Raw genomic sequence first — 23,898 nt, forward strand, 5'->3', positions numbered from 1 at the left:
ATAGTTTAAGGCTTACTCGCTGAAGCATAAGATAAATTATTGACTCAACATTGTAAGTAAACAATCTCTGGATAGCGGAATTCTAATCTAATCATAAAAATGCCCTTACCAAAGGGCAAGGGGTTACGCTCTCCACAACAGAGAATTGGAGAAACTTCAACAAAGCTTCATTAATTTCAAGATTCCATTTCGGCTAATTCTAACCAACGTTCGGTAGCTGTATCAATTGCTTTTTTGAGAGTTTCTACCTGCTCATAAAGTTTTTGTACTTGGCTATAATTTCCGGGAGAAACTTTATTCATAGCTGTTTCTGCTTCAAATTTTTCAGCTTCTAATTGAGAAATTTTAGCTTCTAATTGTTCAAATTCACGCTTTTCCCAATTAGATAGTCGGCGGCGTTTTTTGCTTTCAAAATCTTTAGGTTGTGTGGCTGATTGAACTTCAGAGTTTTTCGGTTTATCGTTATTTTTAACTGTTTCTTGTTGTGCTGCTTCTTCAGCTTTTTTATAGTCGAGATAAACAGAATAATTACCAGGATATTGACGAAGATTACCACCTTCCTCTAAAGCAAAAATTGTGTCAACAGTGCGATCTAAAAAGTAGCGATCGTGAGAAACTGCTATTACACTCCCAGAGAAATCTTCTAAATAATCTTCTAACACTGCCAATGTCTGCACATCTAAATCATTGGTAGGTTCGTCTAAAATTAGGACATTGGGCGCACTTATTAATATGCGTAGCAAAAATAAACGGCGTTTTTCTCCCCCAGAAAGTTTATGAATTGGTGCATACTGCTGGTTTCCAGGGAATAAAAACCTCTCTAACATTTGTGAAGCAGTTATTTTCGTCCCATCAGCAATTTGTACAAATTCACCTTCTTCTTTGATGTAGTCAATCACACGCTGATCTTCATTCAAAGCCGTGAGTAATTCTTCAGAATGTTGGTCAAAATAACCAATGTGAATCGTACCACCAATCTCTACGTTACCTGCATCCGGTTGTACTCGCCCGGTAATAATATTCATTAAGGTGGACTTACCAGCACCGTTACCGCCAATAATACCAATGCGGTCTTCTGGACTGAATTCGTAAGTAAAATCTTTAATCAGAGTTTTGTCATTATAAGCTTTAGAGATATTCTTCAAGTCAATTACCTTTTTACCAATGCGACGGCTGACTGTCGAAATATCTACTTTGCCTAAACCTTGTTTAAACTCAGTTTCGCGCATAGCTTGGACACGCTGAATTCTGGCTTTTTGTTTTGTACTTCTGGCTTTAGGGCCACGCTTTAACCATTCTAATTCTCGTCGCAATACTCCTTGATGTTTGCGTTGAGTACTGGCGGCAGATTCTTCAGCTAAGGCTTTCTTTTCGAGGTAATATGAGTAGTTACCTGTATAGGTATAGATGTCACCTCTGTCAATTTCGATGATGCGATTGGTGACTTTATCTAAGAAATAGCGATCGTGAGTAATTAATAATAATGCGCCGCGAAAGCGATTTAAATAACTTTGCAACCATTCTACAGATAGCGCATCAAGATGGTTTGTCGGCTCATCCATGAGCAAAACATCTGGTTCTGATAGTAATGCTGTTGCTAAGGCAATGCGTTTGCGGTATCCTCCAGATAAAGTGGCTATGGGTGCATCAAAATCGGCAATTCCCAATTTTGTGAGAATTATTTTAGCGTTGGTTTCGAGTTCCCATGCGCCTGTTGCGTCCATCCGTTGCATAATTGTAGATAGACGAGACATTAACTGAGTATCTTCGGGATCATGAGCGAGTTGATCTGATAATTCTTCATACTCACGCACAAGTTTCATTTGTTCGCCACTATCAGCAAAAACTTGCTCTAAAACTGTGCGATTTTCATCTAAATCGGGTTGCTGAGGTAAGTAGATGATTTTAGCACCAGAGCTAGTGATAATTTGCCCACTATCAACTGGTTCTAGTCCGGCAATCATTTTTAATAGAGTTGATTTACCAGAACCATTAGTACCAATTAAACCAACTTTATCATTAGCATCAATGCTAAAATTAGCGTCTTTTAATATTTCTTTGATGCCAAAATCTTTTTTAATAGATTGGAGTGTAATAATACTCATGATATATGGTGACTTATTATTTGTGAGAGTTAGTAGGTCAGGTTATTGCCTCACCTACATTTTCCCAGTTTTAAGCAAATAAATCGAGGGGTAGATGTCCATACATTTCGTTGATTCCTCTTTCATCATAAGATTGGCAAGATACTAATACACCGCGATGATGTCCGGCGTAGGAATCAAGATAGCATAGACCATTTTTGCCGTTTAATTTGATATAAACTGGGCCATCAGTTGCGGGTAAATCAGTTGGTACTCCATAACCCAAAGCCCGCGAATAAGTTTTCATTGCTAGTAGTGCTTCTTCGGCTGTGTCGGCACAAATTCCCAATATTTGATAATCAGAAAGTTTAGTAACTAGGATTAAAGCTTGGCGTACCAAGGCTTTTTCGGAAGCATCAAGGACTGGTGCAATATCTAAACAGTTGAATTTGTTGAGGAATTTTCTAGCTTCAGCGACAGTCAGAGGAAGTTGATTGGAATTTGGCATAGATTTAATCATGGTTTTCTAGGATTTGCTTTGTGTGTAAGGTGAACACAGCCAATTAATTTTATATTTTGGACTGATCCTGTCTCTAAAAAGAAACAATTGGGGTAGATAAGTTTCCCGTATGAACAAAAAATCTAAAATTGGCAAGGTCAAATTTACTTGATTAATTTACCTGAATTATTGTTGGTTGGGAACATTCCCCAGGTTGAAAATAAAAGGTACAGTACTTTGTGATTTATCACCCATAACCAAAACTTTAGGCATTTGCGCGCCACCTGTTTTCCATGCTTCAATTGCTTCTTTTTGCAGAACTAACTGCCCGCCTTGGGCTTTGAGAGTCTCAGCTAAAAGCCTTTGTGCTTCGGCTTTACCTTTAGCACGATTAATTTCTGCCTGGGCTTCTTGTTCAGCTTCTCGTGCTACATAAACTGCTCTTTGGGCGCGTTGTTCAGCAATTTGTTTTTCTTCTACTGCTCTAGCAAATTCGGGTGAGAAAGTTAAATCAACCACACTAGTATCTAACACAATTATTCCGTATTTGTCTAAGCGATCGCCTAAAGCATTATCAAAGTCTTCTTTTAATTCACTGCGTTTGGTAATGGCCTCTTCTACTGTTCTTCTAGCAGCTGCTATTTTAAATGCTTCTTGGGTTTGGGGAGCAATGATTTTTGATACTATATTTTCTAAGGTTCCTTGTTTTCTTCTCACCTGAACTACTTGTGAGGCATCAAGACGAAAGTTAATCGCAAATCTTGCCGATAAATTTTGCAGATCCTTTGTCGAACTTTCTGCTGGCACTTCAAATTTCTGCACTGTTAAATCATACACATCTATCACGGAAATAAAGGGCGGTTTCAAGTGAATACCCTCCAATAAAGCACCATCTCTAGCTTTACCTAAAATGCTAATCACCGCTGCTTGTCCTGGGTTGATAATAATAAAGGCATTTAGTCCGACAATCACCAGTAGTCCTAACAAAATTCCTAAAACTGTAGTTTGCCAATTTCCCAATTGCTGACTTTTCAAGGTTGTATCTCCTTTTAGCTTTTCCGGCAACTCCTGTATTATGGTGACACGTCAAGCAATTTTAAATTTTGGATTTTGGATTTTGAATTAGCTTCATAAATAAATTTAGGGGCTGGAGATTTTCGCTTGATACCACAAGTAGCTCTGGGGGATTGTACCATCAATAGATTATTGGTCATTTGCCTGCTGAGGCTGGCTCAAATCTACAAAAGTCAGATACTTCCTCTCCGTGTTATTATCAAATGCACACAATTGTAAACGACTGTGGCTATAGCATTTAATTCTCGTCAGATATTAAACAAGCGTAGACATTCAGTGCATCCCCTCCACCGCCTGCTTGACTACGGACACCAGTATCGTAAGCAAATTTGGTTAGCAATTGGTTGTTCGATTCTCAACAAACTTTTTGATTTAGCACCACCGGGATTAATTGGTGTGGCGGTAGACGTAGTAGTAAAGCAGCAGGATTCTATCATTGCTCAGTTGGGTGTAAAAGATGTCTTTGGACAATTTTTAATTCTTTCTCTACTCACTGCCATCATTTGGATACTAGAGTCGGTTTTTGAGTACGCATACTCTAAACTGTGGCGCAATTTAGCGCAGAATATTCAGCATAACCTGCGACTGGATGCTTACAACCATCTACAAGATTTGGAATTAGCTTATTTTGAAGAACGCAGCACTGGTGGTTTGATGTCCATCCTCAGTGATGATATCAACCAACTAGAGCGTTTTTTGGATGTGGGAGCAAATGACATTATCCAGGTTGCCACGACGGTAATCATTATCGGTGGAGCTTTCTTTATATTGGCTCCTAGTGTAGCGTGGATGGCGATGTCGCCGATGCCCTTTATTCTCTGGGGTTCCTTTGCTTTTCAAAAGCTGCTTGCACCACGTTATGCTGATGTCAGAGAAAAAGTCGGCTATTTAAATGGGCGACTGGTAAATAATTTAAGCGGTATTACTACGATTAAAAGTTTTACCGCCGAAGATTATGAAAGTTACCGTTTAGCCCAAGATAGCGAAGCTTATAAAAAAAGTAACTCTAAAGCAATTAAACTTTCGGCTGCATTTGTTCCCCTAATTCGGATGCTGATTTTAGTTGGGTTTACTGCATTATTATTATATGGTGGAATGGCTGCTGTTGCGGGAAAAATGACGGTCGGTACATACAGTGTGTTGGTGTTTTTAATCCAACGGTTATTATGGCCTTTAACTAGATTAGGAGATACTTTTGACCAATACCAGCGGGCGATGGCTTCTACTAAACGAGTAATGAATTTATTGGATACACCACTTACAATTCATCCAGGAAATGTAGCCTTACCTGTGGATAAAGTACGCGGTGAAGTGGAATTTAAAAATGTCACCTTTGCTTATAAAGATAGATTTGCGGTAATTACAAATCTATCTTTGCAAATTCCCGCTGGCAAAACGATCGCCATTGTCGGTTCTACAGGTTCCGGTAAAAGCACCCTCGTCAAGCTATTATTACGGTTTTATGAGGTGGAAACTGGCAAAATTACAGTAGATGGAATTAATATCCAAGACTTAAATTTGCGTGATTTGCGCCGTTGTATAGGCTTAGTTAGCCAGGATGTATTTCTCTTTCACGGCACTGTAGCAGAAAATATTGCTTATGGGACTTTTGCTGCTACACAAGAAGAAATCATTACAGCGGCTAAAGTGGCAGAAGCCCATGAATTTATTGAAAATCTGCCCCAAGGTTATGAGACAATTGTCGGAGAACGCGGACAAAAGCTATCTGGTGGACAACGCCAAAGAATTGCGATCGCGCGTGCAGTGTTAAAAAATCCTCCTATTTTGATTTTAGATGAAGCTACCTCAGCCGTAGATAATGAAACCGAAGCTGCTATCCAGCGATCGCTAGAAAAGATTACAGTAAATAGAACCACAATTGCGATCGCTCATCGTCTTTCCACTATCCGCAATGCCGATTGTATTTATGTCATGGAATATGGACAATTAGTAGAATCGGGAACCCATGAGGAATTGCTGGAGAAAAATGGAGTTTACGCTAGTTTATGGCGCGTGCAGTCGGGTTTGAGGTAGCCTCACGCATAGACGCGGTAGCGGCTTCTCGTTCGGCGAAGCCGTTCCCGAAGGGTAGAGTAGGCGCAAAGGCGCGGAGAGACATTCGTGCCTTAATTACGAATTACGAATTACGAATTACGAATTAATTATGATGTTTGGTAGTACCCAGCCGGAATCAGCAGATAGTAAGTGGCGTAGTCAGTTAGATAAATTTGTTAAAGCAAATCAACCAGAACTGGCAGCGCTATCTTGGGCATTATGGTTAGAACATGGCAATAGCCAGGGTACTATCGGCATCGATTTACAACCAACTCCCCACTTTGTATATTGTCCACAAGAAGCGATAGAAAAATTAAATGATAACGTTGAAAATCGCCTGCAAGAAATTCTGGGAATCATTGAACATCATCAACCAGAAGTAGAAGTGTTGATGATTGGAATTGGCAAAGGGGAAGTTAAGTTAATTCAGTTTGCACCAGAACCATCACCACCTGATTGTTTTGCCCAAATTGGTAAAGATGTCGATGGTTTGTTGGATTTACTAGAACAAAGAATGAATGAAAATTTATTCAGTTAATTTAAATAACACGATATGCGACTTATTCTTAAAACCTCTCTCTAAGCCTCTCCCCTACCAGGATGAGCCACCGTGTTGTGCGGTTTCCCCCGTTGAAGGAAGTGCCGTCACGTTGTAGAAAGTGGCGTTAGAGGCTTTAATTCTTCCCTTCCCTTGTAAGGAAAGGGTTAGGGGTTATGTTTGAGATAAAATTGCCCACTGCATAAATATCTATTAAGAGAACTAGATTTAGGTAATTTCACTGCTTATTTCTCTAATATCTAATATGTTAAATTGTTGTGATTCAAATTGACAATTAACACAACTATATAAATTTTGTTAGTTGCAAAAAAGAATGTAATAAACAAGTGAGACTAGGAGCATGAAATTTTATGCCTTAGCAAAAACTTATTCATGAAAATTAATTTCTGAATTGATTATAAATTACGGCAAAAACTTTCAAAAAATGATTTGTCTGTATCACACCTGTCGTCAATTCTTTTGATATCAGATGTATTAATTTAAGACTTGTTTCGCTATGTCTATTGATTTTACTGTAGCCATTCCTACTTACAATGGCGAGAGACGTTTACCTCAAGTATTAGAGAGATTACAAAATCAGGTTGGTATTGAAAATCTTACTTGGGAAATTATTATTATTGATAATAATAGTAAGGATTGTACAGCAAAACTAATTTATAATTATCAACAAAACTGGCAACAACCATTTCCTTTAAGATATACATTTGAAGCCGAACAAGGAGCAGCTTTTGCTAGAAATAGAGCAATTATTGAAGCCAAAAGTGAACTTGTCGGTTTTTTAGATGATGATAATTTACCAGATGCTAACTGGATTATAGAAGCTTATAAATTTGCACAAACTCATCAGCAAGCTGGAGCTTACGCTAGTCAAATTCATGGTTGTTTTGAAGTAAAACCACCAGAACATCTTAAACCAATCTTATTTTACTTAGCAATTACTGAAAGAGGTGAAACATCTCATCAGTATTATCCTCATCGTCAAGGTTTCCCTCCCACAGCCGGCTTAGTAGTTAGAAGAAATGCGTGGAAAGAAAATGTTCCTCAGCAACTTTTCCTGGTCGGAAGAATTGGTTCATCTATGTTAGGTGGTGAAGATGCTGAAGCCTTATTTTATATTCAAAAAGCCGGTTGGGAAATTTGGTATAACCCAGCAATGGAAGTAGATCATATCATTCCTGCTTGGCGCTTAGAAAAAGGCTACCTTTTATCGCTTATGCGTGGAATTGGTTTAACTCGATATTACTTAAGAATGTTGTTACTTCAAACTTGGCAAAGACCTTTTGCTTTTTTTGCATATTTGTTGAACGATACCCGTAAAGTAATATTGCATTTCATCTTTTATCGACAAATTATATCTACTGATATTGTCGCAGCTTGTGAAATGGAAAGACTCATGAGTACTCTAATTAGTCCTGTTTATATCTGGAGACTAAAAATGCAGAAAGTTATTGTCAATGTCAAAAACAAGTAAATATATCCAAATTACTAGCTCATATTATGCCACTAGTATCTGTCATAATTCCTGTTTATAATGCTGAGAAAACAATTCAAAAAACCATTAAATCTGTTTTAGAGCAAAGTTTACCTGATTTTGAATTAATTATAATTAATTCTTCTTCCTCCGACTCAACATTAAATCAGATTTCTAGTTTTCATGACTCTCGCATCAAATTCTTTACCTATCCTCAAGCGAACGCGGCTGTAAATCGTAACCGTGGATTATTACATACTACTACTGAATTTGTTAGCTTTTTAGATGCTGATGATCTATGGAAACCAGATAAACTGAAGTCACAATATCAGGCATTACAAGAAAATAACGATGCTACTGTGGCTTATAGTTTTACTGATGCAATTGATGAAAATGATAATTTTTTACGGAAATGCAGCCACGCCACTTGGATAGGTAACGTTTATGCACAACTATTACTAGATGACTTTATTGGTAGCGGTTCTAATGTGATGGTGCGTAGACAAGCTTTTAGAGAAGTTGGTGAATTTGATGAATTACTAACTAATGCAGAAGACACTGATATGTGGTTAAGATTAGCTGCTAATTATAATTTTATTCCTATCAAAAAAGTTCAAATTCTTTATCGAATATCTACTAACTCTAAGTCTTCCAATATTTTAGGCTCTGAAGCATCAAATTTAAGAATTATTAACAAAGTATTTAATAATGTACCTCATACATTCAAGCAGTTAAAGCCTTATAGAGTTGCTAACCTTTATAAATATCTTAGCTACAAAGCTCTTACAGTAGAGCCAGGACAACAAAAAACTTTTCATACTGCTCGTTTTTTATGGATGATTATCATCAATGACAGCACTATTCTAAAAAAAATGATTATTTATAAAGCTATCATTAAACTAATAATTATGAGTATATTGCCTAAGCAAATAGCTAAACTATTGCTTGATAAATTTCCCAAAATATCTGATGTTAGTACTTTTTTTGGTTATATCAAAACAGAAATGAAGTGAAAAGAGTTTATAAATTTAAATAAAACTTATACAATAAATTATGAAAATTGCTTACACCACTGTAAATGATATTTTAAATCAAAACTCTTGGTCAAAAGATGTTCAAGGAGTTTGTGCCGCAGGCTACCATATATCAAAACACTTAATAGATGAATCTATTGAACTAGACTATTTAGGCCCACTTAGTAAAAATTTTACAGCTTTAACTAAATTAAAATGGAGCTTTTACCACTATATATCTAAAAAAGATTATTATCGTTGGGCAGAACCATTAATAGCGAAAGATTATGCTCGTCAAGTTCAGATAAAATTAAAAAATCTTAATTCAGATATAATATTATGTCCAGAAAATATAGTGCCAATTGCTTATCTAGACTGTAAGCAACCGATTGTAATCTGGACAGATACTACCCTCAGTTCTTTAATAAATTTTTATCGGCACATGAATAATTTGTGCCAAGAAAATATTCGTAACATCTATTTAATGGAAGCAGAAGCCTTAAATCGGTGTCAGTTAATTATCTATACATCTGATTGGGCTGCTAAAACAGCTATGACGACATATAATATTCCTGCCAATAAAATTAAAATAGTTCCTTATGGAGCTAATTTAGTATGTAATCGTAACCTTGAGGATATACATAATATTATTCAATCTAAATCTATCAGTCCATGCAAACTATTATTTATAGGAGTTGACTGGATAAGGAAAGGCGGTAATGTAGCTTTTCAAATTACAAAAGAGTTAAATAATCTGGGTTTAAAATGTGAATTAACAATAGTTGGATGCAAACCAAATATTAATGAGACTTTACCACAATTTGTAAAATATATAGAATTTATTGATAAATCTAAAAAATCTGGATTGGAAAAAATAAATCAATTATTTACAGAAGCTCATTTTTTAATTTTGCCAACTACAGCAGACTGTACTCCTCACGTTGTGGCTGAAGCTAACTCCTTTGGAGTACCTGCTATATCTACAAATGTAGGTGGACTAGCTACTTTAATACATGATGATCTCAATGGAAAAATATTTCCATTAGATGCAAAGATTTCAGCTTACTGCGACTATATAATTAAACTTATAGCTAATTATAGTGATTATAAACAACTTTCTTTATCATCGTTTAATGAGTATCAACAGCGATTAAATTGGCATGTCGCAGTCCAAAAAGCTAAACAATTAATTAATGATTTAATTGTTTAACTTAATTATTCATAATTACTTCTTTATAAGAAAAGTTCTTCCAAAATGCCACCACCATTTTTAGATACATCTTGTGCCTAAATCCACCCAAAATTAATTCAGTAGGGAAATCCGAACAGCTATTGGGGGAAAATCAGGCTGTAAAACAAAGCAATAACACTCACTCTACCTTTAAGATCCTCAATGAGAATCTTTTATCTAACCATAAGTTATGCTAGAACAAGGCACTATCAGTATTCATACTGAGAATATTTTCCCAATTATCAAAAAGTCTCTCTACTCAGATCATCAGATTTTCCTGCGGGAATTAGTCTCTAATGCTGTAGACGCTATTCAAAAGCTAAAAATGGTATCCCGTGCTGGAGAATATGATGGTGATGTAGGCGAACCAGAAATTCAACTGGCCATTGATAAAGATAAAAAGACTCTTTCCATTACCGATAACGGTATAGGGATGACAGCAGAGGAAGTCAAAAAATATATTAACCAAGTTGCTTTTTCCAGTGCAGAAGAATTTATTCACAAATATCAAGGAAAAGCCGACCAACCAATTATTGGTCATTTTGGGTTGGGTTTTTACTCTTCCTTTATGGTGGCGCAAAAGGTAGAAATTGATACACTATCTTATAAAGAAGGGTCACAAGCAATTCACTGGACTTGCGATGGTTCGCCAGAATTTATCCTAGATGAGTCTCCCCGTACTACTCGCGGTACAACTATCACCCTCACCCTGATGACAGATGAGGAGGAGTATTTAGAGTCAGCACGAATTAAAAATCTTGTCAAGACCTACTGTGACTTTATGCCAGTACCCATCAAGCTGGATGGTGAAGTATTAAACAGGCAAAAAGCTCCTTGGCGAGAGTCCCCCAGTAGTTTAACCAAAGAAGATTATTTAGAGTTTTATCGCTATCTCTATCCTTTCCAAGAAGAACCATTACTGTGGGTGCATCTGAATACAGATTATCCCTTTATCATCAACGGTATTCTGTATTTTCCGAAAATGCGCCCAGATGTGGATGTAACTAAAGGGCAAATCAAATTATTCTGCAATCAAGTTTTTGTGAGCGACAACTGCGAAGAAATTATGCCGCAATTCCTGATGCCGATGCGAGGTGTAATTGATAGTAGCGACATTCCTTTGAACGTGTCGCGCAGTGCTTTACAAGGCGATCGCACTGTCCGCAAAATCGGCGATTATATAGCGAAGAAAGTAGGCGATCGCCTCAAAGAACTTTACCGCGATGACCGTGAGCAGTACATTAATGCTTGGAAGGATCTCGGCACTTTCGTCAAATTTGGCGCTCTCAACGACGAAAAGTTCAAAAAACAAGTCGAAGACATTATTGTCTTCCGTACCACCGCCAACGTTGCCCAAAAAGCGGCTGAAACTCCCGCCGTTGAAGTCCAATCCTCAGAAGGTGATGCTTGGCAAGATGTCACCCCAACAACATCTAGCAGCACTCCCTACACAACTATCAAAGAATACTTAGAACGCAACAAAGAACGCCACGAAAACCGCGTTTTCTACAGTACAGATGAATCCAGCCAAGCCACATATATAGAATTACACAAAAATCAAGGCTTGGAAGTTGTGTTTATGGACTCATTCATTGACACCCACTTCATCAACTTCTTAGAACGAGAATATAACGATGTCAAATTTACCCGCGTAGACTCTGACTTAGATAATACCCTGCTAGATCAAGACAAATCAGGCGAAATTGTTGACCCCAAAACCAACAAAACCAAAAGCGAAGTTATTAAAGAGCTATTTGAAAAAGCTCTTAACAAACCCAAACTTAACATTCGCACCGAAGCTTTAAAATCCGATGACCCCCAAGGGACACCCCCAGCAATGGTGCTATTACCAGAAATTCTCCGCCGCCTGCGAGAAATGAATGCCATGATGCAGCAGCAAAATGCAGAATTTCCTGAAGACCACATTTTGCTAGTAAATACTTCCCATCCCCTAATTCAAAATCTGGCAAATCTCAACCAAGGTAGTATTATTCAAGACGGAGCAGAATCACCCACAGGCCAGCTAGTGAATTTGATTTGTCAACATGTTTATGATTTGGCGCTGATGTCTCAAAAAGGGTTTGACGCTGATGGAATGAAATCTTTCGTTGAGCGCTCAAATGACGTACTTACTAAGCTGACAGAACAAGCCAGTAAGTAGGGCTAAACAGTTCTCTCAGGACTTACGGATGAACACGAAAAATCGCTGGTTTGCATAAAGATTAGAGGTTTTTAAAATCGCTACATCCCAAAACAAGTGGTATTGTTACGTAAGTCCTGTTCTTATCTATCGCTGTTCTGTTTCCGAAGCCCTAAAATAGAAAGGTTGTATTTAAGTCGAATCCTATGTCTCGTCGCTGCGAACTAACTGGTAAAAAGGCAAATAACGCCTTTGCAATTTCTCACTCTCATCGCCGTACAAAGCGTCTTCAACAGGCCAACCTCCAAAATAAGCGCGTTTGGTGGCAAGGCGGAAATCGCTGGGTAAAACTTAAGCTATCTACCAAAGCCATCAAAACCTTAGAGGTCAAAGGTTTAGAAGCAATGGCTAAAGAAGCAGGTATTAACCTGAACCATTACTAAAACCTTCATCAAAGTGAATTCAACGAGATGGTATTTATGCACCTTTTGTATATAAATACCTAGTTGTGAGTTTTTCATGCTCATCTTTTGAAATAGTTAGGATGAGGCAATGAGATTAATTAAACTCACCTTCAAGCAAGGTATCAACAGCTAATGAATTCAAAATATTGATGCTATTAACCTCCCCGCAATAGGGAGGTTTTTAATTAATTCATATTTTTTATGTTTAATTGATATTTTTTCTTCTAAAGTTGGGTAGCCTAAGCGTATCTTCCCAAATACAGCTTCATAAAGTTGTATTCCATTGGAATACATATCTTTAAAGTTAATATGAAGCCTCCGTATTTTATCCCATATCAGCAGCAAATTCATTTAATTGGAAAAATCAGTATTTTCCGGAAAATATAAAAAGTTTAGCAATGATATAACTTAAACATCATTGTCTGGTGTTTTACTGTGTTGAAGAATTAGTTCAATAGCATCAAGAAAAATTAGCATCAATAAAAAACTTGAGCCTGGAGAATTACTCAACAGGTAAATTTCACAATTGCCAAAAATAAATTAGCATCAAATCACTTGACAGGAAAGCAGTTATGTCTTTAAAACGCCAGCTAGTCAAGATAATCAAAATCATCTCCAAAAAAATTAGTAAACACTCTTTATTTGTAGTTAAAAAGCAAATTAATTGGCTGCTGCGAACTTTATTTCTCCGCAAGAGAAGAAGAGAATCTGTAAATGCTGGTTTTGTATTGCCAACAGTGGCTATGGTAGCACTGGTGGTTGTTTTATTAACTACAGCAATTTTATTTCGTTCTTTTGAGCGCTCTAAAAATGCTACTAATGTACGAGTCAATGAGGCTGTTCTTAACGCTTCTATGCCAGCAGTTGACCGCGCAACGTCAAAATTAGAACAGTTATTAAATGACCCGTCACTACCACGCTCAACTCCTACAGATGTAGCCTTATATGATGTTATTAAAAGTAATACTAGATATGACTTTGGTGATGAAACACGTTTGAAATTGGCCGCGGACTTTAATGGAACAACAGGTATTCAAACTAGTTCAACGCTGGAAACTAACGAAACTTTAACTACTGCCTGGAAATTTCCTATTGATACAGACAATAATGGTAAATTTGATAGCTTTACTATTTATTCTATTTATTTTCGTAGTCCGCCACGTAATACAAGCAACTTATTTAATAGAGCCAGAAAAGCCTTAGATGCTAGAACACCACCTATGGACAAAAGCCAAGTAGGTGGAGCCTGTGCAGATGCTATTGGTACAAGTGCCAGTTTAGTAGGTGACGCAAGCTGGTACAAGTCAGGGGGAAATTTAGCAAAAAGCTTTTTTGTTTACACAGTTAATGTACCTATTGATGCTGTAGGAGGTACGACAGGTCTTTCTACCACAAAATATGAACCGGGAAATCGTGGCTTTTCTGCACTAGAGTATCAACAAGATAGAGAGCGTATTCCTGTTAACAATAAAGCGGTCTGGTTTGAAAATGACTTAGAAATTTCTCCGGGTTCTGATTTACTTTTAAACGGTTCTGTTCACACCAACGGTAATTTATTAGCTGGTGGACAATTCAGTGGTGTAGATATTGTTTTCCGTCAAGTCAGTAGTAAAAACTCCTGTTACTATGAACCGGAAAATGCCAAAATCACAATTGGCGGAAATTTAGGAACAGGAAACGTTTCGCAAACCACTAATAAAGAGCCAATAAGCGTTCACTTATTTCGGGGTTATAAAACAAATCCGTGGACTGGAGATCAGTCTACTCCAGCCGTCAAAATCAAAATTGCTGGTAGTACTAACCATAAATCAACAACAGAAAATGGTGGTCAAACTTTAGGACACAATGATGCGGCTTATAACAAGCGCATCAATTTAATGAAAGAAACTGCTCTTGGTCTTTGTACTAGTTGTGCAACACAAACCACAGTTTCAGGGTTAAAAACAGCAGTTCAAGGTGTTGCTCGTTATCCCCAGGAAGTTAAAACTAATGTTGTTACTAGGATTGACCAAAGTACTGGTTTAGATGTGGCTGGTGCTAAAAGCATTTTGGGTGATGAAATCGAGTTGTATTTAAGAAACCGTACTCGCCGTGTTCCTTTTGCGGAAGTTAGCAGTGCTATACCCAGCGATACACAAGCACTTGGTACTTATACAGCCAGTAACGTTTTCCCTGGTACTACAGAAATTGAAGTACCTGCGGTTTGGAGAGATATTACCACTGCTAATACAGGGTTGACTCTAAGCCTTGATAAATTACCAGCCACGGAACCAGAACAACAAAAAGACGACGGGAAAGAGAATTATTCAGGCGATCGCGTTTTTATTGGCAACAACCTTCCAGCATACTGGAAAAATAGTGCTGGTCAATATGTTACAGGTCAAGCTCGTCAGCCTGTAGATAACGGTACAACTAAGTGGGATAACCCCAACACCATAGCCCGTACTCGTGCTTCGCAAGTACAACCGCAGCTTAACTTAGGTGTAACAGACCGTAACGATTTCTGGGAACAAAAAGCTGTTGAAGATAACTCAGCCAATCCTTTATCCAATGTTGGTGGTTTGCGGGTAATTACAGGCTCAGGTATTTATGTTGATGATGATGGTGTTGTTGCTTCTGGTACAGCTTCTTTTGCCCGTAGCACGCGCTCATTTTTGTCAAATCCCACGCTAGATGCAAATTTTGTTGGTAGTGGTGGAGGCAAAATGCCTACGCCTACTGGGTTTAAAGATGCAGGTACAGCACAAACTAACATAGTAGTTTGGCCTGATATCATGCCGATGACAGGAGGGCAGGGAGAAACCAGAAAAGGCGACTTACTAATGCGGGCTACAGCAGTGTATCACTTCAAAAGCAGTGCTGGGACTTCCCAAACTCCGATAGCTTGTGTGAGTAGCTACTTTGATCCAACAAATAATATTACTGCTCAAAACCTATCAACTTTAACTGCATCCTGGAAATATCCTTCACCTGCTGATCAAAGTACAACTGCTGGTAAGTCCAATAACGGTATTGTTTATGCTTTTCCTGGCAGAACTATTAGTAGCGCTAATCTCACCATACTCAAACGACAGGCAAGATTAGTTTTTCCTAATGGACGTATTGCTAATGAACCTTTGAGAAGGGCAATGGAAAAATACACAAGCAATAGTAATGCTTTTACTAATTTCACAATGGAAGATTATTCCGCTGTTGATACTGCTTTGTGTTCGCTTTCCATTCTCAACGGTGCAACACCAGCTACATCTCCTACCCTTCCTCATGGCGCAATTAGAGAAGCAGCTTTTTTAGATGCCAGAGAAGTGAAGGCTTTACAAAATCGCACTGCTTACCAAACTGGTACCCAAGGCGAATACAACTTGGACTTAGAACAACGTCAGCCATTAGAGATTCGTGTTACCGAAATTAACTTAGGTCGGCTGGCAAATACAACCATTGCTACAACTGAGTACCTATTGCCCAAGAGTGGCATTATTTACGCTACTCGTGATGACTCTCTCCCTGATTTAAGTTACAAAACTATTGACTCAAGTGCTTCAACAGATAAAGCACTGTTATTTAGTCAAACCGACTTCAAACTTGATCCCACCCGTCGTCCCAACGGTATTCGACTAATCAATGGCAGCAATCTAGCACGAAACGGAACCAATAGTACAACTTACGATCCTTCAGAAAAAGGCTTAATTTTAGTCAGTAACACACCAGTTTACGTTAAAGGTAATTTCAATCTGCATCAAAAGCCTGATGGAACTGCGGTTGAAGAGTTTTCTGACTATCTTGAGACTGACTCTAGCAACTTCTACAACCGCGCAACATTCAATACCCATTTTGCTTGTCGTCCAGGAAGAGGTGGATGTCCTAGTAGTGCTGGTGATGGTGACGTGTGGCGACCATCAACTATCTTGGCTGATTCTCTTACTCTGTTATCAGGGGATTTCCTCGACGGTTTCCGCAATCATGGTGACTACGACATAAGAGATAATGCCAGCAGTATCCCAGATACACAGTTAGTTAACAATTTTGTGACTAGTGCTAACTGGGCAGATTCTACTACCGGATATCCAAGTAGTACTTTCAAAACTTCTTACCTTGCCAACGGTGTAACACCAGTTCAGCGCCGAACAGACTTTAACGAGTATCTCATGGAAGTTTGTGTCAAAGTACCCGCAACAACCTGTGGAGATGGAGACTGGTATATTAAGCCTGGTACTACTGGTGCATTAAAAGTTTCAGATTTAACTTTTAATGTTGCTCTTGACATTACAAACACACATCAAGCTGGTACAAATGCTCAACCTGCTCTTACACAATACCAAAGCTACGCTCGTAGAGTAGCTTTCGTCAGAAATAGCAGTAATCAGCTACTAGATGATACTGGTGCTGTAATTACTGATGCCACAGCAGCTAGTACCAAGCTGCCAGTACCAATAGGCATTGATATTACTGGAAAAGTCCAAAAGTATCCATACAGTACTTTTAGCAATACTAATAAACCGCGCTCAGTCACTAATAAATCAGCGTTATGGTTTAAAACCAGCAATAGTAACACTGCTCCTACAGGTAGCGACTATTACGCAGTTGATAAACCACTCTTCTTACAGTCACGACCATTTGGTACTCAACAACCTCCATTAGTACCAGTGCTACATATCTATAGTCCATTAGGTACCCCCAGTAATGCCTTAACTCAAGGAGGAAAAACACCTGGTATTCAACAACAATGGGTACAAAAAGTGACTAGTGACTATACATTTAATTCCAGTTTTGTATCTGGTAATAGCCCTAGCCGTCCTGAAGAAGAATCAGCAGGTTTACAGAATTTTGTTCGCTTTCTAGAGTATTGGGGGGATTCTGGTGATCCTGCGAGTCCTCTCCGTGCTGCCAAGATTAGGGGTAGTTTTATTCAATTCAAACGCAGCAGTTATGCTACAGCACCTTTTGCCAGTATCACGACGGCTGATGCAATAGCGAGTGGTAGTGCAACTAATAACCGCAGTTTCTTTGATTTCCCCTACATGACATATTGGACTAACAAAGGAACTCCACAAGGTACCACGGCTTACTACACACCACCAACTAGAGATTGGGGTTTTGATGTAGCGTTGTTATCTCAGTTACCAGACTTATTTGCTCAAAGATTTACTGTGCCACAAGCAGGGCCACCAGCAGAATATTTCCGCGAAGTTGGTAGGGATGATGACTGGGTAAAAACTTTGTTGTGTGCGGCTCAAGGTTCAAGTTATGCAGTTCCAGCTAGTTATCGTCCTTCTTGTCCAAGTACTCCTTATCCTTAAAAATGCCGCTTGAAAGTTGGGTGATTCATCATGATTAGACATAAGCAACTCAGTCAACAAATAACAGTGGCAAACATAGCAATCAAATTAAAATCTGCTCAATCTGGTGAAGATGGTTTTACAATCATCGAGTCTTTAATAGCATTGCTGATTGTTGCTATTTTAATGACTGCGATCGCACCTGCACTGGTTATATCATTTGCTACTCGTGTTCAAGCAAGACGTGTTGAATTAGCCAGCCAATCAGCCAGAGCCTACATTGATGGGATTAAGGCTGGCTCAATTAATGTTCCTAACCAAGTGGTGCTGTTGAATGAAGTTAATTCGACTAACAAGACTTTTAACTCACAACGGAGTACCTTCTCTGGAGTAGCAGCACCTAGTTCAACTTTGCCTACCTGCACCAGTCCTACAAATGGCTACTGTCAGAATGGCTCCGCCCCAACTACAACCACAACTAGTTTGTACTGCATAGATCGGGATGGTGGTGGTTGTACGAGTAATAGTACTAGAGATTATGTCATTCAAGCCTTTCGGAGTACCACAGCTACTACTCTTAGTGCTGCCAATGATGATGCTACCAAAGGATACCTTTTAGGCGTGCGGGTTTACAGGTCAGATGCCTTTACTGGTACGGGTACCTTAAAAACAATGAAAGCCAATAATTCCAAAGCGAGAACTTTTACTGGTGGTTTAGGCGATCGTCAAACACCATTAATGGAAATTGTGACAGAAGTTGCATCTCAACAAACCAAATTTGACGATTATTGCTCTCGTTTTGGAGGTTGTCAGTAAATCAGCTATGAATAACGGCTTAATAATTCAGGAGAAAACTGCCAAATGAAAAATTTCCTCAGATTTCTTCTCAAAATTCAGCTGCAAAAATCGCAGCATTTGCAGTCACAAAAAGGCTTTACATTAGTCGAGTTATTGGTAGCCTTGATTTTGGCATTTCTTGTCATCACACCTTTGATGGGTTTCATGATTGATGTGATGAATACAGATCGCAAAGAGCAGGCAAAATCTACCTCAGAACAAGAAGTACAGGCAGCATTAGCATATATTGCCCAAGACATGGAACAAGCCGTATATATCTATGATGCTGATGGAATATATGGGAAAACAACAACGGTAAACGGAGAAACAATCACAATCAACGGAATTTTAGGACAATTACCAAGTGGAACAGCTTCAAACCCCGATAAAGTACCTGTACTGGTTTTTTGGAAGCGCTACTTTTTAAATAAAGACCAAATTGTCCAAACTTCTAGCACTAGTACTGGTAGAGCAGGTTGCTTATATAACCTGCCAAGTACTGGCGGGGGTGGTTGTAATGAACAAGATTATATGCTGTATTCCTTGGTAGCTTATTACCTAGTTAAAGATAATAGTGCTACCTGGAATTCTACTACTACCCGTATTGAGAGATGGGAAATTCGGGATGGTATTCGAGATGTTACTGGTTCTTTCAGTCGTTCAGAAACTATAAATAGTACTACAAAAACCGTGAAATATCGGTTGTTACCCAGCACTGGTTTTATGCCATTTGATCTCTCTTTAGAAGGAGATTTAAAGAGAAAGTTAGGTAACTGGAGAAAACATTCAGCTAGTTACGATTTAAACGTCAATAAGTTAACTACCTTAGCTGATTATATTGACCAAACTACAAGTGGAACACCAACCCTAGCAGCTTGTAACACAGCAGCAGGTGAGCAACAGGTTCCAGACTATACAAAAACAAATGTTCCTACTACCTTTAGAACCGGCAGTTTCTATGCTTGCGTAAATGCAAGTAAGTACATAGCAAGAGTATATATGAGAGGTAATGCTCTAGCTCGAATTAAAACTGGCGCTCAATATAGTTCTCAGCAATCTGCTTATTTTCCAACTGCAAATATTCAGATTAAAGGTCGTGGCTTCCTTGGTATTGAGTAAACTGGAGCATAATTATGAAAAAATTAATAGTCTGTAAATCTGGGCAAAAATCTTCAAAAAGCAGAGTTATTTACTCTTCCAAACAATGCTTAATAACTAAGCATTACGCGTATCAATATAGTTCTCAAGAAAATGCAGGATTTTCTTTAGTAGAAATCATAGCAGTAGTTCTTATGGTTGGCATTTTAGCTACGATCGCCATCCCATCTTGGAATGCTTTTATTAACAGACAAAGAGTCGGTAAAGCTAATGAGGCTGTTTTAACAGTATTACAAAAAGCACAACAAGAAGCTAAAAACAAAAAACTCAAATATAGTGTCAGTTTTAGAAACAGTAATAACTTACCAGAACTCGCTTTTCACCCTGATTCTGATACTCCTGACTTTTCTAAAGATAAAACATTCAATGATTTAGGCTTAAAAACAGGACAAATATCGATAGGAAGTAATCTGAATAATGCAAATCAGGGTACTAGTAGTGTGAGCTTAATTACTACAACAGTTAGAAAAATTACATTTGATAATAATGGTACTTTACCTGTAGATGCTACAGTACCCATAAAAATAGTAGTTGCATCTAGCTCTAGCAACATTACACAGACTAATGGACTAAAACGATGCGTGATTATAGAAACACTTCTTGGTGGAATGCGAAGCGCTAAGGATAGTGCTTGTAATTAAATCAAAACCTATATAAAAGAAAATGTCTATTGAATTTACTGTGGCAATACCCACTTATAATGGAGCCAAACGTTTACCTGATTTGCTAGAAAAACTACACAACCAGGTTAATACTGAAAATTTTCAATGGGAAATTATTGTTGTAGATAATAATAGCAACGACTATACAGCAAAACTTGTACAAACCTATCAAGAAACTTGGCAAAAACCTTATCCTTTAAGATATTGTTTTGAATCAAAACAGGGTGCAGCCTTCGCTAGAAAGCTTGCTGTTCAGGAAGCTAAAGGTAAATTAATCGGTTTTTTAGATGATGATAACTATCCAGATTTAAATTGGGTAGCCACAGCTTATACTTTTGGTCAGCATTATCCAAAAGCTGGTGCTTATGCTAGTCAAATACATCCTTTATGGGAAATAGATCCCCCAGAAAATTTTCAGCGTATTGCTGCTTTTTTAGCAATTACAGAACGAGGTAATTTACCCTTACTATATGAACCAGCAAAAAAATTACTTCCCCCATCCGCCGGGCTTGTTATCCGACAACAAGCTTGGTTAGAAAGTGTCCCAAATAATTTTATTTTGACTGGTAGAACTGCTGAAAATATGGTAACAGGTGAAGATTTAGAAATGTTATCTTATCTGCAAAAATTTGGCTGGGAAATTTGGTATAACCCAGAAATGGAAATTTACCACAAAATTAGCGCTTCTCGATTAACCAGAGATTATTTAATTCCCTTCTTCCGCGGGATTGGCTTTAGTCGTTGTGTTACACGAATGATTAATGTTAAACCTTGGTTAAGACCAGTAGCATTATTAGCTTATATGTTAAACGATATCCGAAAAATAATTTTACATTTATTTAAATACCAAACCAAAATCAAAACAGATTTAGTTACAGCCTGTGAAATGCAACTATTTTTAAGTAGTTTAATCAGCCCTTTTTATCTGTGGAAAAAAGGCTATTTTAACAAATAAGTTAATGGTGAAAATTTGAAGTAAAAATTATTTGCTTTACTTATTAACTTTTTTTGGGTGCATGAAGTTTTGAATAAGCATATAGTGCATTTTATCTTCCATACTAAAAATTATAAGTGTGAATCTATTAGCGGATTTACACTACCAGAAATATTAGTAACTCTTATTATTATTGGTTTATTAGTTGCTGTATCAATACCACAGTGGTTGGCTTTTATAGATATTCAGCGTCTTAATGCTGCCCAAGATGAAGTTTATCGGGCTATGCGACAAGCTCAAAGCCAAGCTGCTAAAGACAAATTAGCTTGGCAAGCTAGTTTTAGTCAACAAAATGGCATTGTCAAATGGGCAATTCACCCTTCTAATGTAAATTCCTCGGAAGCTAACTGGAATAATTTAGATAGGAACGTGCAAATGTATGAACCTGAGACAACTTTGCAACAGTCTAACGGAATAAGTCAAGTTCAGTTTGATCATCGGGGGAATGTGAAAGTTTTGGGGCAGATCACTTTCTATAGTAAATATGCTGGAAAAGTTAGGCGCTGTGTGTATGCTTCTACACTATTAGGGGCAATGCGTAAAGGCACAGAACATTCTACAGCTAACGACAGTGGTAAATATTGCTATTAAGATGTTTTAGTTGGTAAAAATTAAGGTTATTGCGTGCTGAAATTATCAGAAGTTCAAAAACAGCACTTAATTATTTTTACGCGCTATCCAGAAGCAGGAAAGGCTAAAACTCGCTTAATACCAGCTTTGGGTAGTATTGGTGCTGCTAATCTGCAACAGCAAATGACTGAATACACTTTGTTACAAGCGCAAGAATTACAAAAAGCTATTGGTATTTCTGTAGAAGTGCGGTTTACTGGTGGAAATTTGCAATTAATGCAAGATTGGTTAGGTTTGGAACTACTTTATAAATCACAAGGTGAAGGTGATTTAGGTTCACGGATGGCGCGATCGCTGTTTGATGCTTTCCAAAAGCGGGCAGAATATGGGATTATCATTGGCACCGATTGCCCTGGACTAAATTCCCAAATTTTGGCAACCGCTTTCCAACAATTACAAACTGTTGATTTGGTACTTGGGCCAGCTATCGATGGTGGTTATTACTTAATTGGTGTGCATCGCTTCATTCCAGAATTATTCGCTAACATCGATTGGGGAACTGCTCAGGTATTACAACAAACTGTGGCTATTGCCGAAAAAATTGGTGTCTCACATACCTACTTACCTGCATTGGCTGACGTTGACCGACCAGAGGATCTGTCAATTTGGGAGGAAATTGTTCAGCAGTCAGACGGCTGAGAGATTCATAGATAGCTGAAAATCAACGTTGTTTTTTTTACTCATATCAGCTAATCTCGTATCTTCAAACACCAAGTATTTTCTGAAGACACACAGGTTAACTAGTGCTACCGTGGTGTAGTTTCAAACCTACAGGTAATAACTAGTATTACATTTGCCTTTTCTATATAAGAGATAGTTTTATTGAACAGGCAGAGTTACAGGAACAATATTCCAGTAACTTTAAATAGGACAATCACGCTGATTCATTAATAAGTTTGGAGAATATGACTAATCGTTTTACTTCTGGGAACGCAGCCCTTGGACTCAAAGTAATTGGGGTAGTTTTAATTTTGTCCTTTTTGCTGGACTTTTTAATTTTATTGCTCCCGTTTCAACCAACTGATCGCGGCTGGCAAATTAATTTAGCAACAGCCCTAGTTGACCGAGGTATCGTGCCTATGGTGGGCTTAGGTTCCCTGTTGATTGGCTATTGGATTGATGGTGCTAGTGACAGTGGTGCCAAAGGGATTGACTTACGATTCCCAGCTTTCATCCTATCCAGTGTTTTGGGACTAATTTTCTTGTTGATTTTCCCGTTACACTTGAATAATGTTAATCAAGCCAAAGCGCAAACTGTCACTCAAATTGGTCAAGAAGCCGATCAGGCAGAAGCCCAACTGAAAAACCAAGTAAATCAATTCCAAGCGCAACTTAATACAGATCAGGGAAAAGCTCAGTTAGAACAACTCCGCGCCCAAGCCAGAGCGCAGTTTTCGGAATTACTGAAAGATGATCAAAAGTATAAACAAGCTCTGGCTAATCCTCAATTGCCACAATCACAGAAAGACTTACTCCAGAAGTTTAAAGCTAATCCTCAAGAACTAGACAAATTTATTGCCCAACAAACCGATCCTCAAGGACTGGCTAATCAGCGATTAAGCCAAATTCGTCAGCGCAAGGAAGATGCGGAAAAACAAGCTAGAGACAATGCTTGGAAATCGGGATTACGGATTAGTATGAGCAGTCTGTTGTTGTCTATTGGATACATTATTATCGGCTGGACAGGATTAAGAGGTGGTGGCGCTTTACAAACTGGTGGACGTAAAGCTGCTGCACGGTAAAGCAAGGATGAA

Annotated in this window: 19 protein-coding genes; 16 read left to right on the forward strand and 3 right to left on the reverse strand. The window is 38.1% G+C overall.

Annotated features, from left to right (window positions below; all coding sequences use genetic code 11):
* Positions 1-176 precede the first annotated feature (176 nt).
* The 3 genes from AC504W_RS00220 to AC504W_RS00230 form a co-directional block, all read right to left on the reverse strand.
* Positions 177-2,105 (reverse strand): ABC-F family ATP-binding cassette domain-containing protein, encoded by a 1,929-nt coding sequence (locus tag AC504W_RS00220; protein WP_494875612.1) that lies wholly within the window; start codon positions 2,103-2,105, stop codon positions 177-179.
* 70 nt (positions 2,106-2,175) lie between these two features.
* Positions 2,176-2,592, reverse strand: coding sequence for a DUF1824 family protein (locus tag AC504W_RS00225; protein ID WP_096585492.1), 417 nt, complete (start codon positions 2,590-2,592; stop codon positions 2,176-2,178).
* A gap of 177 nt (positions 2,593-2,769) precedes the next feature.
* Complete coding sequence (locus tag AC504W_RS00230; protein ID WP_494875613.1) at positions 2,770-3,618, reverse strand: prohibitin family protein; 849 nt, start codon at positions 3,616-3,618, stop codon at positions 2,770-2,772.
* Between the two features lie 264 nt (positions 3,619-3,882).
* Here AC504W_RS00230 and AC504W_RS00235 point away from each other — a divergent pair, with 264 nt between their 5' ends.
* The 16 genes from AC504W_RS00235 to hpsJ-B all read left to right on the forward strand — a co-directional run bounded on the left by AC504W_RS00235 (position 3,883) and on the right by hpsJ-B (position 23,886).
* Positions 3,883-5,691, forward strand: a complete 1,809-nt coding sequence (locus AC504W_RS00235) for an ABC transporter ATP-binding protein (protein ID WP_494875614.1) — start codon at positions 3,883-3,885, stop codon at positions 5,689-5,691.
* On the forward strand, positions 5,664-5,819 hold the full coding sequence (locus tag AC504W_RS00240) for a hypothetical protein (RefSeq protein ID WP_494875616.1): 156 nt from the start codon (positions 5,664-5,666) through the stop codon (positions 5,817-5,819). The genes AC504W_RS00235 and AC504W_RS00240 overlap by 28 nt, the downstream gene beginning before the upstream one ends.
* A gap of 2 nt (positions 5,820-5,821) precedes the next feature.
* A complete protein-coding gene (ccmS, locus tag AC504W_RS00245) occupies positions 5,822-6,250 on the forward strand; it encodes a beta-carboxysome assembly chaperone CcmS (protein ID WP_494875617.1) in 429 nt (142 codons plus the stop codon).
* Positions 6,251-6,767: 517 nt separating this feature from the next.
* The gene (gene hpsE / locus AC504W_RS00250) at positions 6,768-7,742 is read left to right on the forward strand and encodes a hormogonium polysaccharide biosynthesis glycosyltransferase HpsE (RefSeq protein WP_494875619.1); all 975 of its coding nucleotides are present in this window, start codon (positions 6,768-6,770) and stop codon (positions 7,740-7,742) included.
* A 26-nt stretch (positions 7,743-7,768) separates the two neighbouring features.
* Positions 7,769-8,755 (forward strand): glycosyltransferase, encoded by a 987-nt coding sequence (locus AC504W_RS00255; RefSeq protein WP_494875620.1) that lies wholly within the window; start codon positions 7,769-7,771, stop codon positions 8,753-8,755.
* A 40-nt stretch (positions 8,756-8,795) separates the two neighbouring features.
* Positions 8,796-9,965: a glycosyltransferase family 4 protein gene (locus tag AC504W_RS00260; protein ID WP_494875621.1), complete on the forward strand. Its 1,170-nt coding sequence runs from the start codon at positions 8,796-8,798 to the stop codon at positions 9,963-9,965.
* Between the two features lie 211 nt (positions 9,966-10,176).
* Positions 10,177-12,147 (forward strand): molecular chaperone HtpG, encoded by a 1,971-nt coding sequence (gene htpG / locus AC504W_RS00265; RefSeq protein WP_494875622.1) that lies wholly within the window; start codon positions 10,177-10,179, stop codon positions 12,145-12,147.
* A 185-nt stretch (positions 12,148-12,332) separates the two neighbouring features.
* Positions 12,333-12,569: a 50S ribosomal protein L28 gene (rpmB, locus tag AC504W_RS00270; RefSeq protein WP_096582101.1), complete on the forward strand. Its 237-nt coding sequence runs from the start codon at positions 12,333-12,335 to the stop codon at positions 12,567-12,569.
* A gap of 593 nt (positions 12,570-13,162) precedes the next feature.
* The gene (gene hpsA / locus AC504W_RS00275; protein WP_494875624.1) at positions 13,163-17,884 is read left to right on the forward strand and encodes a hormogonium polysaccharide biosynthesis protein HpsA; all 4,722 of its coding nucleotides are present in this window, start codon (positions 13,163-13,165) and stop codon (positions 17,882-17,884) included.
* Between the two features lie 30 nt (positions 17,885-17,914).
* Positions 17,915-18,679 (forward strand): hormogonium polysaccharide secretion pseudopilin HpsB, encoded by a 765-nt coding sequence (gene hpsB / locus AC504W_RS00280; RefSeq protein WP_494879505.1) that lies wholly within the window; start codon positions 17,915-17,917, stop codon positions 18,677-18,679.
* 45 nt (positions 18,680-18,724) lie between these two features.
* Positions 18,725-19,819 carry a hormogonium polysaccharide secretion pseudopilin HpsC gene (gene hpsC, locus AC504W_RS00285; RefSeq protein WP_494875627.1) on the forward strand — a complete coding sequence of 365 codons (1,095 nt, stop codon included), beginning with the start codon at positions 18,725-18,727 and terminating at the stop codon, positions 19,817-19,819.
* A 14-nt stretch (positions 19,820-19,833) separates the two neighbouring features.
* On the forward strand, positions 19,834-20,499 hold the full coding sequence (locus AC504W_RS00290) for a pilus assembly FimT family protein (protein ID WP_494875629.1): 666 nt from the start codon (positions 19,834-19,836) through the stop codon (positions 20,497-20,499).
* Between the two features lie 22 nt (positions 20,500-20,521).
* Complete coding sequence (hpsE, locus tag AC504W_RS00295) at positions 20,522-21,475, forward strand: hormogonium polysaccharide biosynthesis glycosyltransferase HpsE (protein WP_494875630.1); 954 nt, start codon at positions 20,522-20,524, stop codon at positions 21,473-21,475.
* 69 nt (positions 21,476-21,544) lie between these two features.
* Positions 21,545-22,105, forward strand: coding sequence for a pilus assembly FimT family protein (locus AC504W_RS00300; RefSeq protein ID WP_494875632.1), 561 nt, complete (start codon positions 21,545-21,547; stop codon positions 22,103-22,105).
* Positions 22,106-22,138: 33 nt separating this feature from the next.
* A complete protein-coding gene (locus AC504W_RS00305; protein WP_494875633.1) occupies positions 22,139-22,783 on the forward strand; it encodes a TIGR04282 family arsenosugar biosynthesis glycosyltransferase in 645 nt (214 codons plus the stop codon).
* Between the two features lie 266 nt (positions 22,784-23,049).
* Positions 23,050-23,886, forward strand: a complete 837-nt coding sequence (gene hpsJ-B, locus AC504W_RS00310) for a hormogonium polysaccharide biosynthesis protein HpsJ (protein ID WP_494875634.1) — start codon at positions 23,050-23,052, stop codon at positions 23,884-23,886.
* Positions 23,887-23,898 lie beyond the last annotated feature (12 nt).

The organism is Nostoc sp. C96 (genome assembly GCF_059384975.1).

Coding starts and splice junctions, on each gene's coding strand:
- rpmB (WP_096582101.1), top strand. CDS start 12,333: ATGTCTCGTCGCTGCGAACTAACTGGTAAAAAGGCAAATAACGCCTTT.
- ccmS (WP_494875617.1), top strand. CDS start 5,822: ATGATGTTTGGTAGTACCCAGCCGGAATCAGCAGATAGTAAGTGGCGT.
- AC504W_RS00220 (WP_494875612.1), bottom strand. CDS start 2,105: ATGAGTATTATTACACTCCAATCTATTAAAAAAGATTTTGGCATCAAA.
- AC504W_RS00260 (WP_494875621.1), top strand. CDS start 8,796: ATGAAAATTGCTTACACCACTGTAAATGATATTTTAAATCAAAACTCT.
- hpsB (WP_494879505.1), top strand. CDS start 17,915: ATGATTAGACATAAGCAACTCAGTCAACAAATAACAGTGGCAAACATA.
- AC504W_RS00240 (WP_494875616.1), top strand. CDS start 5,664: ATGGCGCGTGCAGTCGGGTTTGAGGTAGCCTCACGCATAGACGCGGTA.
- hpsJ-B (WP_494875634.1), top strand. CDS start 23,050: ATGACTAATCGTTTTACTTCTGGGAACGCAGCCCTTGGACTCAAAGTA.
- AC504W_RS00290 (WP_494875629.1), top strand. CDS start 19,834: ATGAAAAAATTAATAGTCTGTAAATCTGGGCAAAAATCTTCAAAAAGC.
- htpG (WP_494875622.1), top strand. CDS start 10,177: ATGCTAGAACAAGGCACTATCAGTATTCATACTGAGAATATTTTCCCA.
- hpsE (WP_494875630.1), top strand. CDS start 20,522: ATGTCTATTGAATTTACTGTGGCAATACCCACTTATAATGGAGCCAAA.
- AC504W_RS00255 (WP_494875620.1), top strand. CDS start 7,769: ATGCCACTAGTATCTGTCATAATTCCTGTTTATAATGCTGAGAAAACA.
- hpsE (WP_494875619.1), top strand. CDS start 6,768: ATGTCTATTGATTTTACTGTAGCCATTCCTACTTACAATGGCGAGAGA.
- hpsC (WP_494875627.1), top strand. CDS start 18,725: ATGAAAAATTTCCTCAGATTTCTTCTCAAAATTCAGCTGCAAAAATCG.
- AC504W_RS00225 (WP_096585492.1), bottom strand. CDS start 2,592: ATGCCAAATTCCAATCAACTTCCTCTGACTGTCGCTGAAGCTAGAAAA.
- hpsA (WP_494875624.1), top strand. CDS start 13,163: ATGTCTTTAAAACGCCAGCTAGTCAAGATAATCAAAATCATCTCCAAA.